The organism is Brachybacterium sp. GCM10030267 (assembly GCF_042666875.1).
In the GTDB taxonomy this organism is placed as follows: Bacteria; Actinomycetota; Actinomycetes; order Actinomycetales; family Dermabacteraceae; genus Brachybacterium.
In genome coordinates this window covers 567,543-583,921 of sequence record NZ_JBHTCX010000012.1, presented here as the reverse complement: position 1 = coordinate 583,921, position 16,379 = coordinate 567,543, and the positions used below count along the sequence as shown (strand labels likewise).

Genomic DNA, 16,379 nt, shown 5'->3' with positions numbered 1-16,379 from the left:
ACCGGAGAGGGCGGGCGCGACCGGCGTGACGAGTTGCACACGGTGTGACGGCGTTCTCGCAGGTCGGACCGCCTCCGATGGTTGACCCGGGGTTCCGGGGATCGTAAGCTGTTCTTCGGCGCAAAACGCGTCCAGTCGTTTTCCCGGTGGACACCGCGCGACCGCATCTCCCGCCTGCACCTCTCCCCAGGGCGTGCAGGGCCGGTTGACGGTCGCAGGTCCGCGGCCCCGCCGAGCAGGAGCACGACCCGTAGACATATCCGAATCACAAGATGGAGCAGTGACGTGGTGTACGCAATCGTCCGCGCAGGCGGTCGTCAGGAGAAGGTGTCGGTCGGTGACACCATCGTGATCAACCGCGTGGCAGGCGAGGCGGGCGACAACGTCGATCTCGCCCCCGTGCTGCTGGTCGACGGTGACAAGGTGACCTCCGCCCAGGCCGAGCTGGCCGACGTGAAGGTCTCCGCCGAGAAGGTCGAGGACCTCCGTGGTCCGAAGATCCGCATCCTCCGCTACAAGAACAAGACCGGGTACAAGAAGCGCCAGGGCCACCGCCAGGAGCTGACCCGGCTGAAGATCACGGGCATCGCCTGAGCGATCCCTTCGAACACGGAAGAAGGATTGATTCCAGATGGCATCAAAGAAGGGCGTCAGCTCCTCCAAGAACGGGCGCGACTCCAACGCCCAGCGCCTCGGCGTCAAGCGCTTCGGCGGCCAGGTCGTCGGCGCGGGTGAGATCCTCGTGCGTCAGCGCGGCACCCGCATCCACCCCGGTGACGGCGTGGGCCGCGGCAACGACGACACGCTGTTCGCGCTGAACGCGGGCACCGTCGAGTTCGGCCGCAAGCGTGATCGCCGCGTGGTCAACGTCGTCGAGACGGTCTGATCTGCCGCCCCGGAATCCGGGGCACACAACTGCCTTCGAGGGGCGGAGCCGACTGCTCCGCCCCTCGACGCGTATCTGCACCCAGCTGCTCGGGACGCTCCCGCCACCGACCGCTCGGGGCTCGTCGGCACCGACCCGCCGACGCGCCCCAGCGACCTGCTCACTCCACCCCCTCCATCCGCTCCACCATCGGAGGTCACCCATGGCCACGTTCGTCGACCGCGTCAGGCTGCAGGTCGCCGGAGGGTCAGGCGGCCACGGCGCCGCCTCCATCCGCCGCGAGAAGTTCAAGCCGCTGGCCGGGCCCGACGGCGCCAACGGCGGCCGCGGCGGTGACGTGATCCTCGAGGTCGACGCCTCGACGACCACGTTGCTCGCCTACCACCACAAGCCCCACCAGAGCGCCACCAACGGTGGCTTCGGCAAGGGCGACCTGCGCCATGGCGCGCGCGGTGAGGACCTCGTCCTGCCTGTGCCCGACGGCACGGTCGTCGCCACCGAGGACGGCACCGTTCTGGCCGACATGATCGGCATCGGCACCCGATTCGTCGCCGCCCGCGGCGGCTCCGGCGGACTCGGCAACGCGGCCCTGGCCACGACCAAGCGCAAGGCCCCGGGCTTCGCGCTGCTCGGCGAGCCCGGCCAGGAGCGCAGCCTCATCTTGGAGCTGAAGTCCGTGGCCGACGTGGCCCTGGTCGGCTTCCCCAGCGCCGGGAAGTCCTCGCTGATCGCGTCGATGAGCGCTGCGCGGCCCAAGATCGCCGACTACCCGTTCACCACCCTGGTGCCCAATCTCGGGGTCGTCGAGGCCGGCCAGTTCCGCTACACGATCGCCGACGTGCCGGGTCTGATCCCCGGCGCCAGCCAGGGCAAGGGCCTGGGCCTGGACTTCCTGCGCCACATCGAGCGCTGCCACGTGATCGTCCACGTCCTCGACGCCGCGGCCCTCGAATCGGAGCGCGACCCCGTCACTGATCTCGAGACGATCGAGAACGAGCTGGCCACCTATGCCAGCAGTCTGGATGAGCAGGCGGAGACCCGTGTGCCGCTGATGGAGCGGCCCACCGTGATCGTGCTGAACAAGACTGATCTGCCCGACGGGGCCGATATGGCGGACATGGTCCGGGAACGCCTCGGAGAGCGGGACGTGCCGATCCTCGACGTCTCCGCCCTGAACCGCAAGGGCCTGCGCGAGCTGTCCTTCGTCCTCGGCGAGCTGGTCGAGCAGGCACGCGCCGCGCTGCCCGCCCCGGAGGCCGCTCCCATCGTGATCACTCCCAGGGCAGTGGACGCGGAGGAGTTCCGCGTGGTCACCGAGCAGTACGACGGCGGCACCGCCTACCGCGTCGTCGGCGACAAGCCCGAGCGGTGGGTGCGCCAGACCGACTTCACCAATGACGAGGCCGTCGGATACCTCGCCGATCGCCTCGCCCGTCTGGGCGTGGAGGACAAGCTGTTCTCCGCCGGCGCCGTCGCCGGGTCCACCGTGCTGATCGGACCCGGGGACGACGCCGTCGTCTTCGACTGGGAGCCGACCATGGTCGGGGGCGCCGAGCTGCTCGGCGTGCGCGGGTCCGATCGGCGGCTCGAGGACCATCACCGCCCCACCCGTGACGAGAAGCGCGAGGAGCAGCGCGCCCGCACCCAGGCCCGCATGAACCGCATCGCCGCGATGGACGAGGAGCGCCGTGCCGGGCACTGGGCCGAGCCGTCCGCCGCGTCCGAGCCACCAGCGCCATCAGCGCCTGAGGAGTCCGACGAGCAGGAGCGCTGAGGATGGCGGGGACGGCGAACGGCACCGGTGCGCGCCTGCGCCAGCCGGCCCGGCTCACCGAGCGCGGGATGCTGGGCGAGGCCGCACGCATCGTGGTCAAGATCGGTTCTTCGAGCCTGACCGATGACCGTGGTCGGCTCGATCAGGACCGGGTCGATGCGATCGCGACCACCGCCGCGGCGCTGGCCGAGCGAGGCACCGAGGTCGTCATCGTCTCCTCGGGCGCGATCGCGGCGGCTCTGGGTCCGCTGGGCCTGCCCGAGCGGCCCGGCTCCGTCGAGCTCCAGCAGGCCGCGGCGAGCGTGGGCCAGGCACTGCTGGCCACCTCGTGGTCGAGCGCCTTCGGCGGGCACGGACGGATCACCGGACAGGTGCTGCTGACCGAATCCGACGTGATCCGCCCGCAGACCTACCGCAACGTGCGCAGCGCGCTGGAGTCCCTGCTCGAGCTGAATGTGGTCCCGGTGGTCAACGAGAACGACACCACCGCCACCCACGAGATCCGCTTCGGTGACAACGACCGGCTCGCCGCCCTCGTGGCGCAGCTGCTCGGGGCCGACGCGCTGTTCCTGCTGACCGATGTCGACGCGCTGTACACCGCGCCGCCGCGCGAGCCCGGCGCCCAGCGCATCGCCGTGGTCGAGGACGCCGCCCGGCTGAGCGATGTGAGCATCGGCAGCGTCGGCTCGAAGATCGGCACCGGCGGCATGGTCACCAAGCTCTCCGCCGCTCAGCTCGCCTCCACGACCGGCACTGCTGCCGTGCTGACCTCGGCGCCGCGGTTCGCTGCGGCCGCTGCCGGGGAAGATGTCGGTACCTTCTTCCCCGGTCACCACGGCCGGCGCCGGTCGCGGCTGGTGTGGCTGCGCTTCGCGACCCGGGGCGCAGGCACCCTCACGCTCGACGAAGGAGCCGCGCAGGCCGTGCGGACCCGGCGGCGATCCTTGCTCGCCGTGGGCGTCACGGGCGTGGAGGGAACCTTCCCCTCGGGCGTACCGGTGGACATCGCCGGGCCCGAGGGGGAGATCTTCGCCCGCGGGCTGACGTCCTTCAGCAGCGACGAGCTGCGCGCCATGAGCGGGCGTGGCTCCGGGGAGCTGCACGAAGAGCTGGGGGAGCGGTATCGCCGCCCCGCTGTCCACCGCGACCAGCTGGTGGTGCTCTGAGACCGCTCAGCCCGGGGCCCGTGCCGCCGGCCGGCGACATGGACGGTCTCAGTCGCCGGCGTAGATCCGCTCCTGCTCGGCGGTGTCATCGGGCTCGCGCGGCTCGGTGCCCTGCGCTCGACGCCCGGCGACCTCGTCGTGCTCGGACTGCGTGCGCGCAGCCGGCGTGGGTGCACCGTCCGCGGACGCAGCGGCCCCCGGCGCAGCCGCTGCGGCCGTGCCGGAGGCACGGCCCTGTCGTCGTTCCCGGGCGATCCGCACGCGCTCGATGATCAGACCCACCACGAGGGCCAGCCCCACGCCGATGGCGACACCCAGCAGCGGCTGCTCGCGGAAGGCGAAGCCTCCCAGCATGCCGATCGCGACGTTGTACGTGGCCCACGCTGTTCCGGCGAGGAGCGAGTAACCGATGAACCGCGGGCGCGGATAGCCGATCATGCCCGAGGCGATGGAGGTGGCGGTGCGTCCGCCGGGAATGAAGCGCGCGGCGATGATGATCATGCCGCCGCGAGTCATCAGTCCGTTCTCGGCCCAGCCGAACAGCTTCTCGCCCACCCGATTGCGCCGCAGACGGCGGGTGAGGGGACCGGCGCCGCGTCCGACATGGTGGGAGGTGATGTCCCCGGCGACCGCTCCGGCGATGGCCACCAGCAGCAGCCACTGGGCCTCGGGAGAGGACTGGACCACGGCGTAGGCACCGGCGGTGATGACGACGGTCTCCCCGGGAACCACCGGGAGCACCGAATCGATCGCGACGACGAGGAACACCACGAGGTAGAGCCAGGGTGAGGCCATGACCGTCTCGACCAACTGCATCACGGAATCCATCGGCGGTCGCGTCTCCTCGGGGGCCGGGTCGTTCGGGGGTGAAGAAGCACAGTCTTCCGGCACCGGTCTCGTGATGCTATGGGGATAACCGCAAGGTTCCCTGGGCGGAACCGCCGAAGCCCGGGACCGCGCCGGGGCGCACGGCCGCTGTCCCGACGCCTGGGCTCGAGCGGAATCGGGCGGCATCGGCGGCTAAGCTCGTTCCATGACTGCTGCACCCGAGGTCACCGACGTCGAGCAGGCGGTGCGCGAGGCCGCCCGAGCCGCCAAGGACGCCCAGCCCGCCCTGGCCCGCCTGCACCGCGAGACCAAGGACGCCGTGCTGTACGCAATGGCAGACGCCCTCGTCGCTCGCGCCGATGAGATCGTCTCGGCCAATGCCCGCGACCTCGAGGCGGCCGATGCCGCCGGCATGGCACCGGGGCTGCGCGACCGGCTGGCCCTGGACCCTCAGCGCGTCGAGAAGATCGCCCACCAGCTTCGCGACGCGGCGGCGCTGCCGGACCCCGTCGGCGAGGTCATCCGCGGTTCCGTGCTGCCCAACGGCCTCGAGCTGCGTGAGCTCCGCGTGCCCCTCGGCGTGATCGGCATAGTCTACGAGGCCCGGCCCAACGTCACGGTCGATGCCGCCGGCCTCGCCCTGAAGTCGGGCAACGCGGTCGTCCTGCGTGGAGGCTCCGCGGCCCTGCACTCCAACACCGCTCTCATCGCCGTGCTCCGCTCCGTGCTGGCCGAGCACGATCTGCCCGAGGATCTCGTGGTGGGCATCGACGAGCACGGACGCGACGGTGCCGACGTCCTGATGCGCGCCCGCGGCCTGATCGACGTGCTGATCCCGCGCGGCGGCGCCGGGCTGATCCGGCGCGTCGTCGAGAACTCGCTGGTCCCGGTCATCGAGACCGGCACCGGCAACACCCACATCCTCATCGACGCCAGCGCGGACCTCGATCAGGCCGCCGCAATCGTCACCAACGCCAAGACCCAGCGCATCGGGGTGTGCAATGCGCTGGAGACCCTGCTGGTCCACCGCGACATCGCCGGCGCCGCCCTTCCCCGCCTGGCCGGGCCGCTCGCCGAGGCAGGGGTGCGCCTGCACGCCCACGAGACGGCCGCCGGCATCCTCGCCGAAGCGGACACGGACATCGAGGTCCTCCCGGCGACCGCGGAGGACTGGGACACCGAGTACCTCGCCCTGGACCTGGCGGTGAAGGTGGTCGAGGATCTCGACGAGGCGCTCACGCACATCCGCGAGCATTCCACCGGCCACACCGAATCGATCCTGACCCGGGACCTGCTCAGCCAGCAGCGGTTCCTGGCCGAGGTCGATTCCGCCGTGGTGATGGCCAACGCCTCCACCCGGTTCTCCGACGGCGGCGAATTCGGATTCGGTGCGGAGATCGGCATCTCCACCCAGAAGCTCCACGCGCGCGGCCCGATGGGCCTGAGGGAGATGACCACCGGCAAGTGGCTCGTGATCGGGCAGGGGCACGTGCGCCCGTGACGCCACTCCCATCACGCGCGTCGAGGCCTGAGCGTGCGCGCCCCTGTGGGATGATGGGCCGGTCACCCGTGGAAAGGCCCTGAAGAACATGATCGACCAGCTCATGATCCTCGCCGAGTCCGGCGAACACGCGACCGGCGGGGTGCCGGCTCCCATGGTGGGCATCGGCGTCTTCGTCATCATGATGATCCTGCTCGGAGTCACCTACCTCACCGGAGGGGCGAACCAGCGAAAGCGGCGCAAGTCCGACAAGCCCGGCGACCACTGATCGGGATGGAGCAGCAGCGACGACGGATCGGCGTGATGGGTGGGACGTTCGATCCCATCCACCACGGCCACCTCGTCGCCGCCAGCGAGGTCCAGAGCGTCTTCGGGCTGGACGAGGTCGTCTTCGTCCCGACCGGCCGGCCCTGGCAGAAGGGCGACCGCAGCATCTCGGACCCGGAGCACCGGTACCTGATGACCGTGGTCGCCACCGCCGCGAACCCGGTGTTCACCGTCTCCCGAGTCGACATCGACCGCCCGGGGGCCACATACACCATCGATACCCTGCGCGACCTGCGGACGATCCACCCCGACGCGGATCTGTTCTTCATCACCGGCGCCGACGCCCTGCAGTCCATCCTGACGTGGAAGGACTCGGAGGAGATCTTCTCCCTCGCCCACTTCGTCGGCGTCACCCGGCCGGGTCATGAGCTGGACACCTCCGGCCTGCCGGCCGATGGCGTCTCCCTGATCGAGGTGCCGGCGATGTCGATAAGCTCCACGGACTGTCGCACCCGAGTCGCCGCCGGCGGTCCTGTCTGGTACCTCGTGCCCGACGGGGTCGTCCAATACATCAACAAGTACGCCCTCTACACAGGAGGTGACGGCGATGACTGAGTCCGATACGAGCCCGCGTCGCGGGCGCCGCGCTCGCGCGCTGAGCCCCGAGGAGAGCGCCGCTCTGGAGACTCGCACCGCAGCTGCCATCACCGGCGAGCAGCCACCGGTCCCCAGCGTGCGCGGCCCCGTCGCGCCGCCCTCGGCCGACGCCCCCGTCCCGACGCTGCGCAAGTTCGGCCGACGGGCGCGGATCATCGAGCTCAGCGACGCCCCCGAGGCAGAGGTCGCGGGGACCGTCGAGTCCTCGGAGCCCACCGAGGCCCCCGATTCCTCTGCTGCCGACGTCACGGCCTCGTCGCCGGCGTCCGGTGCGGAGGGTGCGGAGGGTGCCACGGAGGGTCAGGACGTTTCTGCCTCCGACGACACCGCAGGCACGTCGGCGTCCGAGCAGGCGCCCGGGGCCGAGGTGACGTCCGGGGCCGCCCGCGGGGGCGAACCCGGGGACGAGCCGAGCACCGGGGGCGACCCGGACGCCGTGGACGCCGCGGGCGCGGCGACGTCCCGGCAGACCGGACAGTCCACGGACACTCCGGACGCGAGCCACCAGGCCGGCCAGGGCCGACAGTCCGGCGCGTCCGCGCCGCTGCCCGGCGCCGCAGCGCAGGTTGCCCGACGGTCCCAGCCGGCGCGCCGCACGGCCGTGATCGACCGCGACCGTGACGGTGTGGAGCTGGGGGAGCTGTCGATCACCGACGCCCCTGATCCCCGACCCGCCCCGCGCTTCGACGGCAAGGTGCTGCACCGCCCCGAGCGCTCCGGCGGCCGCCCGCTGCTGTGGCTGGTGTGGGCCCTCATCGCGCTCGCACTGATCGTGCTGGTCGCACTGCTGCTGAGCGGAGTGATCGGCCCCGGCGAGGCGTCCGCCCTGGACCTCACCGTGCACGACCTGTTCAACAACCATCCCCATGTGGAGGAATCGACCGCGTGAGCGCCCCCGAAGAATCCCTCGACCTCGCCCGGGTGGCCGGCCAGGCCGCCTCCGACAAGCTCGCCGAAGAGGTGATCGGCCTCGACGTCTCCGAGCAGGTCGTGATCACCGACCTGTTCCTCGTGTGCAGCGGCGACTCGGAGCGCCAGGTCTCCGCCATCGTCGACGGCGTGGAGGAGGCCCTGCTCAAGGAGCGGCGCCGCAAGCCCCTGCGCCGGGAGGGCCAGCGCGACGCCCGCTGGGTGCTCCTGGACTACGGGGACATCGTCGTGCATGTCCAGCACGCCGAGGACCGGGCGTTCTACGCGCTCGAGCGCCTGTGGCGCGACGCCCCGCTGGTGGATCTGCAGATCGACGAGGGCCGCCCGGCGTGAGCTCCTCGCTGTCCATGGGCGGTCTCGCGAGCACCCGCCTCGTCCTCGTGCGCCACGGCCAGACCGATTTCAACCGCGATGGTCGCCTCCAGGGCCAGGTCGACATCCCGCTGAACGCCGCCGGAGCCAAGCAGGCCGCGCTGCTGGCGGCCGCGGTCGCGGAGAACCCGCCGGATCTCATCGTCTCCTCCCCGCTGCAGCGCGCTCACGAGACGGCGCGCGCGATCGGCCAGGCGTGCGGTCTCGAGGTCTCCACGGACGAGGCCTTCCTCGAGCGTGGCTTCGGGCAGTGGGAAGGCCTGACCGGTGACGAGATCCGTCGGCGCTGGCCCACGGAGCACGCCGCCTGGCGGGACCACCGTGAGGTGACGGGGCTGGACGTCGAAGACCGGCCCGCCGTCGGCTCCCGCGTGGCGGCGGCCTGCCGGCAGCTGGTCGCCGATAACCGCGGAGGCACCGTCATGGTCGTCACCCACGGCGCGGCGATCACGCTCGCGATCACCGCTCTGCTGGGACTGGACGCGAACGAGTTCCGTGGTCTGGCGGGGCTGGAGAACTGCCATCGCTCGGTGCTGGAACCGCTGCGATCGGACCCGGACGGGCGACTCATGAGGTTGCTGTCACACAACGTCGGTCCCGATTTCATCTGAGGTCAGCAGCGATGTACCATCGATGAGTCGCCTTCCGGGGCGGCACCCGATACGGGGCTATGGCGCAGTTGGTAGCGCGCTTCCATGGCATGGAAGAGGTCAGGGGTTCGAATCCCCTTAGCTCCACTCGAGAAACCGTGAGACAGTGACTCGTCAGAAGGGCCCCACCTGATGGTGGGGCCCTTCTGCTGTGTGTCGCGCGTATCTCCCGAGCTGCAGCTCTAGCTCATCCCAGCGCCGGCATCGGCCATACGCTGCAGAGCACCGGCGACCTCACGATGTTCACCTCCGCCCTCCGAGTCCGACCGCCGCCTGACGAGCATCTCCCAGCATGATCGTGCCGAGCTCGAACGCCTCCTGCTCGCGCTGCTGGGCCCTGCGGACAGCTGATCCTGCTCACCGATCCAGCTGCAGTCGGCTCCATGCACGGCAGGTCAGCGCGGCGAACACGAGCGGAACTCCGACGGCGGCGAACGGGGCTGCGGCAACGGCGGCGCCCGGTGCGGCGATCGCCGTGACCTGGACCGCGATGAGCACGCCGAGGACCACGGCGATGCCCGCCAGCTGACCCCGCCACACCGTCGCGGCCCAGGCCGCCGGGAGCCCGAGCAGTCCGACGCCGACCGTGAGAGCGGCCTGCAGCGTCAGCTGGCGCAGCACCTCGCCGTCGATGGGCCCGAGGCGGAGCAGCAGACCGGTCGCCAGGAGCAGCAGCGGCAGGACCAGGGCGATGCCGCTGACCCACGCCAGATGCACGATGAGTTTCGCCAGGGCGATCATGGCGCGGGGGACCGGAAGGGCGAACAGGCCCGTGATCGTGCCGTCGGCGAACTCCCGACCGAAGCTCCAGCTCAGCACGACGCCGAAGGCGAGAAGACCACCCACTGCGGTGATCTGGGCGGTCACGCCGGTCAGGAGCTCCCAGCCCTCGGCGTCGGCCAGCGGGCCGAGCTGCGTGAGGATCTGCTGGTTGCCGGCACGAGCCGCGGCGACCAGGGCGCCCACCAGCACCGCGATGCCGCCCACGACCAGCAGCGTCGCGGTGCGCACGACCCGGGATGACCAGGCCTTGTATCCCTCGACCCGGATCGCCGTGGCGAGCTCGCTCATGATCTCCGGCTTTCATCATCGGCACGGACCAGCTCGAAGAAGGCCCTTTCGAGCTCTTGCCCTGCGGGGTCCAGGCTCCCCACGATCCGCCCCCGGTTGAGCACGGAGATCCGGTCGGCGATCCGCGCGACCTCGTCGAGATGGTGGCTGGAGACAAGGATGCCGGCACCACCGTTGGCCCGGCGCTGCAGCACGCGGCGCAGCAGGAGTACCCCGGCGGGATCGAGGGCGTTGGTTGGCTCGTCGAGGATGATCAGCCCGGGTTCGTGCTGCAGCGCGACGGCCAGGCCGAGGCGCTGCCGGTTGCCCTGCGAGAGCTTGCGTGCCGGGACCGCGGCGTAGCGCTCGAGGTCGAGTTCCGCCAGCACTGCCTCAGCACAGTCGAGGTCGCGGCCGCGGAGTCGGGCGGCGAGCTGGAGGTTTGTGCGGGTAGCGAGCTCCGGGTACGCGAAAGGTTGTTCCACGAGATGGCCCACCCGTCGCCAGGCGGTCGCCGGAAGCTCATCAAGGAGCCGGTTGTCGATCCGGACCTCACCGCTGTCGAGTCGGAGCATGCCCAGGGCCGCCCGCATCAGGGTCGTCTTGCCGGCGCCGTTCAGGCCGGCCAGAGCGTGGATCTCTCCGGCGGCGACGTGCAGGTCGAGGCCGAGCAGACCGGCCTGTGGCCCGAACGTTCGCCTCGCACCCCGCAGGCTCAGCCGCTCAGACAAGGCGGCCCTCAAGGGTGCACAGGGACGCCTCGACGGCGTCGGCCATGGGGAGGGAGTCATCGTGCGCCCATTCGAACAGCGCTGCCGTCAGTGCCGCCATCACGGCGGCCGCGGCCGCCCGTGCGGCCAGGCGTGAGCAGGCGGCGGGGAGCTGCTCGGCGATGGCTTTCTCCGTGGCAGAGGTGGCGGCCGCCATGTCGGCACGGAGTGCATCAGAACCGGCGATGATCCGAACTCGCCGACGGACCGTGTCCAGCTCGCGCTCGTCCAGTGCGCTCAGGGCATTCCGAAGACCGCGCGTCGCTCGCAGCAGGGGAGGCAGTTCCGGTGCCTGCGCACCGACCGCGGCGGCGATCGCCGGGTCGTAGGGGTCGACGGTGACCACGGCGGCCTTGCTCGGAAAGTGGCGGAAGAACGTCATCTGGGTGACTCCGGCCGCGTCGGCGATCTGGGCCACCGTCGTCCGCTCGAAGCCCTGGGTCTCGAAGAGCTTCAGCGCGGTCTCGATGAGCCGGGTATGGGTGTGCTCGTGACGGGCCATACCGAGATGTTAGTGACTAACATTCCGCGGTGTCCACAGTCAGTGCGGGATCGACATGACACCTCGGTTGTCGCCGTGTGGGAACTGTGACAGGTTTGATGTCATGGATCGACGCACTGCGGGGCCGGATGAACCAGAGGCGCAGGGTCCCGACCCGGGCCGTGCACCCGCGCCCGCGGTCCGGTTGTCGGGGCTGACCAAACGCTTCGGTGACCATGTCGCGGTCGACGCGATCGATCTGACCGTGCCGCGCGGCATGTTCTATGGGATCGTCGGACCCAATGGCGCCGGCAAGTCCACCACTCTGTCGATGATCGCCGGGCTGCTCGCCCCGGATTCCGGAACCGTCGAGGTGGCCGGATTCGATGCGGCGCGGCAGCGGGAGCAGGTCCTCGACGCGCTGGGCATCATGATGGAAGGGCTCTCCTTGCCGGAGCGGCTCACCGGTGCGGAGCTCCTCGAATACACGGCCCGGCTGCGGGGAGTGGGACCGCAGTGGCGCGAGCGCGCCCACGACCTGCTCGAGGTCCTCGAGCTCGACCGTGCGCCGACGACCCTGATCGTCGACTACTCCACCGGCATGCGCAAGAAGATCGGCCTGGCCGTGGCCCTGATGCACCGTCCCCGGGTGCTCGTTCTCGATGAGCCCTTCGAAGCCATCGACCCGGTCTCGGCCCGCGCCATCGAGGGTCTGCTCGGCCAGTACGTCGCCGGGGGCGGGACGGTGCTGCTGTCCAGCCACATGATGGAGGTCGTCGAGCGCACCTGCGAGCGTGTCGCCCTGATCCAGGGCGGGCGGATCCTCACCGAGGGCACGCTCGCCGAGGTCAGGGGCGAGGGAACGCTCAACCAGAGATTCCTGGACCTCGTCGGCACCGCCCCGCAGCGAGACATCGCATGGCTGGGATGAGCACGACCGTCACCTTCGCCGCCATGCGATGGCGGATCATCCGCACGGGCCCGAACGACGAACGTGCCTTCGGGCTGGTCGCCGGGCTCCTCGCCGCGGTCGCCGTGATCGTCCTGGCCGTCCTGGCCCAGGGCGGGGACGTGCATCCCAGTTGGGTGACCGCCGCGATCTCGCTGGTCGGGCTGACCTGGCTGATCGGTCCGGTCCTGCTGCCGGGGTCCGCCCCGGTGCTCGATCCGCAGTGGTTCCGCACCCTGCCCCGACGGCCCGTGCAGATCGCCCGCGAGATGGCGCCGAGCGAAGCGATCAGCGTCGGCACCGTGATCACTGCCGTGACTCTGGTCAGCATGGTGATCCTCGTGGCGCCGCTCGGCCCTCTCACCATGCTCCACGCAGCCGTGGCCGCGATGGCACAGCTGTTCTTCCTGCTCTGGCTGGGTCGATGCGCCGCGGCGCTGGTCTCACGCCTGCTGCGCTCGAGGGTCGGCATGTGGGTGGCGGCGGTCCAGATGTCGGTGCTGCTGGCGATCTCCTTCGCCGGGTGGGTTCCGGTGGTCGCCCTCTTCCTCCCCCGGCTGGGGGAGGGGGACTCGGAGATCGTGACTCCGGCGGCGCCCGGGGCGATGCCCGCACCGCTCGAGAATACGCTGCTGGCCCTGCCGACCGGGTGGGGGCTGGCTGCGGTCCGGGCCGTGACCTCGGGCGACGGGACGGTCCCGGTCCCCGGTGCCGTACTCCCGCTGATCGGCCTCGTCATCATCGGCCTGGTCCTGTGTCGCACATGGATCGCCCTGACGGCGTACACCATCTCCCGTCCTCCGGCGCGGATCCAGAATGCGGTGCGAGCACCGGATTCGGCAGCGCGGACCGGCCTTCGTGCCGGTGGGCCCGTCCGGGGCGTGGCCGATCGGGAACTGGCGACCTGGTTCCGCGATCCCCACCGCAAGCTCGGGCTCGGGCACGCCTGGATCACTCCCGTGTTGATGATCGCGCTGGTGGCACCCACCAGCTGGTCCTGGGCGCTGCCGTTCATCGGGGTGATGGCGGCGGTCTTCGGCGCGATGGTCGCGGTGAACACCTACGCTCTGGACGGCACCGCGCTGTGGCAGCTGCTGACCACGCCTGGGGCCGTGCGGGCCGACGTGCTCGGCCGCCAGGCGGCCTGGATGGTCCTGTTCGGGCTGCCGATCGTGGCCCTGACGATCGTGCTCTGCCTGATCAGCCAGTCGCCGCTGTGGGCGCCCGCGCTGGGGATGACGCTCGCGGCCACCGGAGCTGCCTGCGCGGGCGCGCCCCTGTTCGCCGCCCTGATGCCGGCAGTCGGCGCCGACGCACGGGACCGGGTCTCGACCTCCGACGACTCCGGCAATGCCGCCGGGGGTGAGTGGACCGTCTTCGTCGCCGTGGTCGCAGCGGCGATCATCCCAGTGGTCATCGGGGGCCTCGCCGGCGCGGGATGGCTGGTCCATCTGTTGCTCGGCGCGGGGGTGGGAGCGGCTGCGGTCGCGGGGCTGACGCGCATCACCCGGGCCCTGCTGGACCGTTCCGGCCCGGCCATGCTGTCGGCCTTCTCCTCGGGCGACGCGACGCGGTTGAGGAAGTCGTGACGAGGATCAGGGTGCCGTGAGGCAGCCACCGAACTCGGCGGACCCGTCGGACCCGTCGGACCCGTCGGAACTGACGGACCCGTCGGACCCGTCGGACCCGTCGGAACTGACGGGCTGGCGCAGGATAGTGCGCAGCCGCTCGGGGGCGGTGCGGCGCGGATCGCCCAGGTAGATCTCGCGATGCCGGCCCCGCATGCTCGGGCCTGCGCGGGGATCACCTCGCGGTGCCTCTGCTGGAGCACGGGCCCTTCCGTGTCGCATGCCGCGCCGGCGTGCTCGGTGGCATGGTCATCCCTCGTTCTCGATCTCGGCGAGCGCGGCGTCCATGTGGTGCAGCACGCGCAGCGTCGCATCGAGCTCGGCCGCCGTCAGATCGCCGCCGACCCGGCCCATCAGTTCGTGCTCGCGCCGGCTGACGGAGTCGATGGCTGCTCGGCCCGCGGGGGTGAGCCGCACCAGGGCCGAGCGGCGGTGGGCCGGATTCTCGGCCAGCTCCACGTATCCGGCCGCGCGGGCATCGTGGACCATGCGTTGAACGAACTGGCGACTGAGATCCTGCGCGCGCGCCATCTGGGGAACCGTGAGTTCACCCTCGCGGTGCAGCTGGTCCAGCACGTTCCGGACTCCGACGGACATGCCGTTGATCGGCTCGTGACGCTCGACGATCCGTGATGCCCGGCGGTACACGGGCCCGAGCGCGACGTACACCTCGGCCAGGCGGGACGCGAGCGTGTCGCGGTCGAGGGGTTCGTGCGGTGATGGGTGGCGGGGTGCGGACATGCCCCGAGTATGGCACCCGGGTTGTCAACACGGCGGGCGTATGACACCTTGGTTGTCATGACGCACGAGACGCAGTTCCTCGATCTTCCGGACCAGCGCATCGCCTACTACGACCTCATCCCTCGGCCCGTTGAGACGGCCCCGCCATCCGGTGGTTCCGCGGGACATGCGTCCGAGGCCGTCCCACTCGTCCTGCTCCACGGCGGGGTCGTCGACAAGCGCATGTGGCACCCGCAGCTGAAGGCCTTCCCGGACCGCCGCGTCATCGTCCCCGACGCGCGGGGGCACGGGGAGTCCTCGGATGCCGAGGCCCCGTACCGTCTGGCCGACGACGTCGTGGCTCTGCTCGACGCGCTCGAGATCGACCGCGCGGTACTGATCGGGCTGTCCATGGGCGGCAGCACCGCCGTCGACGTCGCTCTCGAGCACCCGGGTCGCGCGGCTGCGCTCGTCGCCAGCGGCACCGGCACCAGCGAGCCCGAGTTCACCGATCCCTGGACCCTGCAGGTTCTCGCCGACTGGCAGCGGGCGCAGGAGGCGGGAGATCTCGAGGAGTGGCTCGGGGTCACGGAGCGCTTCGTCGCCGGGCCGGCGCGGTCGATCGACGAGGTCGACCCGGCGGTTCGTGAGCTCTGCGCGAGGATGGCCCGCGAGACGGTCACCGATCACCTGCGCGTGGGGGAGGACGGCGTTCCGATCCCTCCGCAGCCGCCGACGCCCGTGACCAGGACCTGGGAGCGACTCGAGCAGGTCACGGTCCCGGTCCTCGCGCTGTGCGGAGCGCTGGACAGTGAGGATCATCGGGCGCTCGGGCGGAGGCTGGCCGAGACGGTCGCCGACGGGAGCTACCGCGAGGTGGCCGGGGCCGCCCACTACCCGAATCTCGAGAACCCCGAGGACTTCAACGACGCGCTGCAGCGGTTCCTTCACGGGGAGGATCGCTCGGCAGGGTGAGGACCTCTGCGCCCTGCCCGGTGATCGCGATCGTGTGCTCGCTATGCGCCGCACGGGCGCCCGTGGCACTGCGCAGCGTCCATCCGTCCGCGCCGGTGATCAGCTCCGCCGTATCAGCCATGACCCAGGGCTCCAGGGCGAGCATCAGGCCCGGGCGCAGCCGGAACCCGCGACCGGGCCGGCCCGTATTGGGCACGTGCGGATCCTGGTGCATCGTCGAACCGATGCCGTGCCCGCCGAACTCGGTATTGATGGCGTAGCCCGCCTCGTGCAGCACCGTGCCGATGGCATGGGAGACATCGCCGAGCCGGGCCCCGGGGACGGCAGCGGCGATCCCGGCATCCAGTGCGCGCCGGGTCGCCTCGATCATCGCCACACTCTCCGGGGGAGCGGAGGTGCCTACGACAACACTGAGGGCGGCATCCGCGGCGATCCCGTCCCGGACGACCGCGAGATCGAGCGAGAGCAGGTCCCCATCGGCGAGCGCCTGGTCCCGGGGCATGCCGTGGAGCACCGCATCGTTGACGGCCGTGCACACGTAGTGCCCGAACGGTCCGCGCCCGAACGACGGCTCGTAGTCGACGTAGCAGGAGGTGGCTCCGGCCTCCTCGATCAGCTCCTGCGCCCACTGATCGATCTCGAGCAGATTGGTGCCGACGGTAGTTCTCTCCCGGAGCGTGTCCAGGACGTGGCCGACGAGGGCGCCCGTCGCGCGAGCGCGGACCAGTTCGTCGGGAGTGAGGATCTCGATCATGGGGCCTCCCAGGGAGCCGAT

The 16,379-nt window shown here is 70.9% G+C and carries 19 protein-coding genes and 1 tRNA gene; 14 read left to right on the top strand and 6 right to left on the bottom strand.

Features of this window, described 5'->3' with window-relative positions; translation table 11 throughout:
* Positions 1 to 285: 285 nt before the first annotated feature.
* The 4 genes from rplU to proB all read left to right on the top strand — a co-directional run bounded on the left by rplU (position 286) and on the right by proB (position 3,826).
* Complete coding sequence (rplU, locus tag ACFQS2_RS13725) at positions 286 to 594, top strand: 50S ribosomal protein L21 (RefSeq protein WP_377016524.1); 309 nt, start codon at positions 286 to 288, stop codon at positions 592 to 594.
* Positions 595 to 631: 37 nt separating this feature from the next.
* The gene (rpmA, locus tag ACFQS2_RS13720) at positions 632 to 886 is read left to right on the top strand and encodes a 50S ribosomal protein L27 (protein ID WP_377016526.1); all 255 of its coding nucleotides are present in this window, start codon (positions 632 to 634) and stop codon (positions 884 to 886) included.
* 202 nt (positions 887 to 1,088) lie between these two features.
* Entirely contained in the window at positions 1,089 to 2,660 is a 1,572-nt protein-coding gene (obgE, locus tag ACFQS2_RS13715) for a GTPase ObgE (RefSeq protein ID WP_377016528.1), read from the top strand.
* Between the two features lie 2 nt (positions 2,661 to 2,662).
* On the top strand, positions 2,663 to 3,826 hold the full coding sequence (gene proB, locus ACFQS2_RS13710; protein ID WP_377794091.1) for a glutamate 5-kinase: 1,164 nt from the start codon (positions 2,663 to 2,665) through the stop codon (positions 3,824 to 3,826).
* Positions 3,827 to 3,874: 48 nt separating this feature from the next.
* On the opposite strand, the gene ACFQS2_RS13705 is transcribed toward proB, so the two are convergent.
* Positions 3,875 to 4,654, bottom strand: coding sequence for a DedA family protein (locus ACFQS2_RS13705; protein WP_377016532.1), 780 nt, complete (start codon positions 4,652 to 4,654; stop codon positions 3,875 to 3,877).
* 205 nt (positions 4,655 to 4,859) lie between these two features.
* On the opposite strand from ACFQS2_RS13705, the gene ACFQS2_RS13700 reads away from it, so the two are divergent.
* From ACFQS2_RS13700 to ACFQS2_RS13670, 7 genes are all read left to right on the top strand, one after another.
* A complete protein-coding gene (locus ACFQS2_RS13700; protein ID WP_377794090.1) occupies positions 4,860 to 6,155 on the top strand; it encodes a glutamate-5-semialdehyde dehydrogenase in 1,296 nt (431 codons plus the stop codon).
* 88 nt (positions 6,156 to 6,243) lie between these two features.
* Positions 6,244 to 6,423 (top strand): hypothetical protein, encoded by a 180-nt coding sequence (locus ACFQS2_RS13695; RefSeq protein ID WP_377016536.1) that lies wholly within the window; start codon positions 6,244 to 6,246, stop codon positions 6,421 to 6,423.
* 5 nt (positions 6,424 to 6,428) lie between these two features.
* Positions 6,429 to 7,037, top strand: coding sequence for a nicotinate-nucleotide adenylyltransferase (nadD, locus tag ACFQS2_RS13690; RefSeq protein WP_377016538.1), 609 nt, complete (start codon positions 6,429 to 6,431; stop codon positions 7,035 to 7,037).
* A complete protein-coding gene (locus tag ACFQS2_RS13685) occupies positions 7,030 to 7,968 on the top strand; it encodes a hypothetical protein (RefSeq protein WP_377794089.1) in 939 nt (312 codons plus the stop codon). Before nadD ends, ACFQS2_RS13685 begins: the two co-directional genes overlap by 8 nt.
* Positions 7,965 to 8,342 carry a ribosome silencing factor gene (rsfS, locus tag ACFQS2_RS13680; protein ID WP_377016542.1) on the top strand — a complete coding sequence of 126 codons (378 nt, stop codon included), beginning with the start codon at positions 7,965 to 7,967 and terminating at the stop codon, positions 8,340 to 8,342. The genes ACFQS2_RS13685 and rsfS overlap by 4 nt, the downstream gene beginning before the upstream one ends.
* Positions 8,339 to 8,992 (top strand): histidine phosphatase family protein, encoded by a 654-nt coding sequence (locus ACFQS2_RS13675; RefSeq protein WP_377794088.1) that lies wholly within the window; start codon positions 8,339 to 8,341, stop codon positions 8,990 to 8,992. Before rsfS ends, ACFQS2_RS13675 begins: the two co-directional genes overlap by 4 nt.
* A 53-nt stretch (positions 8,993 to 9,045) precedes the next feature.
* A tRNA-Ala gene (locus ACFQS2_RS13670) sits at positions 9,046 to 9,118 on the top strand.
* Positions 9,119 to 9,388: 270 nt separating this feature from the next.
* On the opposite strand, the gene ACFQS2_RS13665 is transcribed toward ACFQS2_RS13670, so the two are convergent.
* From ACFQS2_RS13665 to ACFQS2_RS13655, 3 genes are read right to left on the bottom strand one after another with little or no spacing between them, the layout of a single operon-like run.
* On the bottom strand, positions 9,389 to 10,102 hold the full coding sequence (locus tag ACFQS2_RS13665; protein ID WP_377794087.1) for an ABC transporter permease: 714 nt from the start codon (positions 10,100 to 10,102) through the stop codon (positions 9,389 to 9,391).
* Positions 10,099 to 10,812 carry an ABC transporter ATP-binding protein gene (locus ACFQS2_RS13660; protein ID WP_377794086.1) on the bottom strand — a complete coding sequence of 238 codons (714 nt, stop codon included), beginning with the start codon at positions 10,810 to 10,812 and terminating at the stop codon, positions 10,099 to 10,101. The genes ACFQS2_RS13665 and ACFQS2_RS13660 overlap by 4 nt, the downstream gene beginning before the upstream one ends.
* Positions 10,805 to 11,353, bottom strand: coding sequence for a TetR/AcrR family transcriptional regulator (locus ACFQS2_RS13655; RefSeq protein WP_377794085.1), 549 nt, complete (start codon positions 11,351 to 11,353; stop codon positions 10,805 to 10,807). Before ACFQS2_RS13655 ends, ACFQS2_RS13660 begins: the two co-directional genes overlap by 8 nt.
* A gap of 103 nt (positions 11,354 to 11,456) precedes the next feature.
* On the opposite strand from ACFQS2_RS13655, the gene ACFQS2_RS13650 reads away from it, so the two are divergent.
* The gene (locus tag ACFQS2_RS13650; protein WP_377794084.1) at positions 11,457 to 12,263 is read left to right on the top strand and encodes an ABC transporter ATP-binding protein; all 807 of its coding nucleotides are present in this window, start codon (positions 11,457 to 11,459) and stop codon (positions 12,261 to 12,263) included.
* Positions 12,260 to 13,870, top strand: a complete 1,611-nt coding sequence (locus ACFQS2_RS13645) for a hypothetical protein (RefSeq protein WP_377794083.1) — start codon at positions 12,260 to 12,262, stop codon at positions 13,868 to 13,870. Before ACFQS2_RS13650 ends, ACFQS2_RS13645 begins: the two co-directional genes overlap by 4 nt.
* Positions 13,871 to 14,158: 288 nt before the next feature.
* Here the strand turns inward: ACFQS2_RS13645 and ACFQS2_RS13640 are convergent, their stop codons facing one another.
* Entirely contained in the window at positions 14,159 to 14,650 is a 492-nt protein-coding gene (locus ACFQS2_RS13640) for a MarR family winged helix-turn-helix transcriptional regulator (RefSeq protein ID WP_377794082.1), read from the bottom strand.
* Positions 14,651 to 14,707: 57 nt separating this feature from the next.
* On the opposite strand from ACFQS2_RS13640, the gene ACFQS2_RS13635 reads away from it, so the two are divergent.
* Positions 14,708 to 15,604: an alpha/beta fold hydrolase gene (locus ACFQS2_RS13635; RefSeq protein WP_377016560.1), complete on the top strand. Its 897-nt coding sequence runs from the start codon at positions 14,708 to 14,710 to the stop codon at positions 15,602 to 15,604.
* Here the strand turns inward: ACFQS2_RS13635 and map are convergent.
* Positions 15,552 to 16,358: a type I methionyl aminopeptidase gene (gene map / locus ACFQS2_RS13630; RefSeq protein WP_377016562.1), complete on the bottom strand. Its 807-nt coding sequence runs from the start codon at positions 16,356 to 16,358 to the stop codon at positions 15,552 to 15,554. The genes ACFQS2_RS13635 and map overlap by 53 nt on opposite strands.
* Positions 16,359 to 16,379 lie beyond the last annotated feature (21 nt).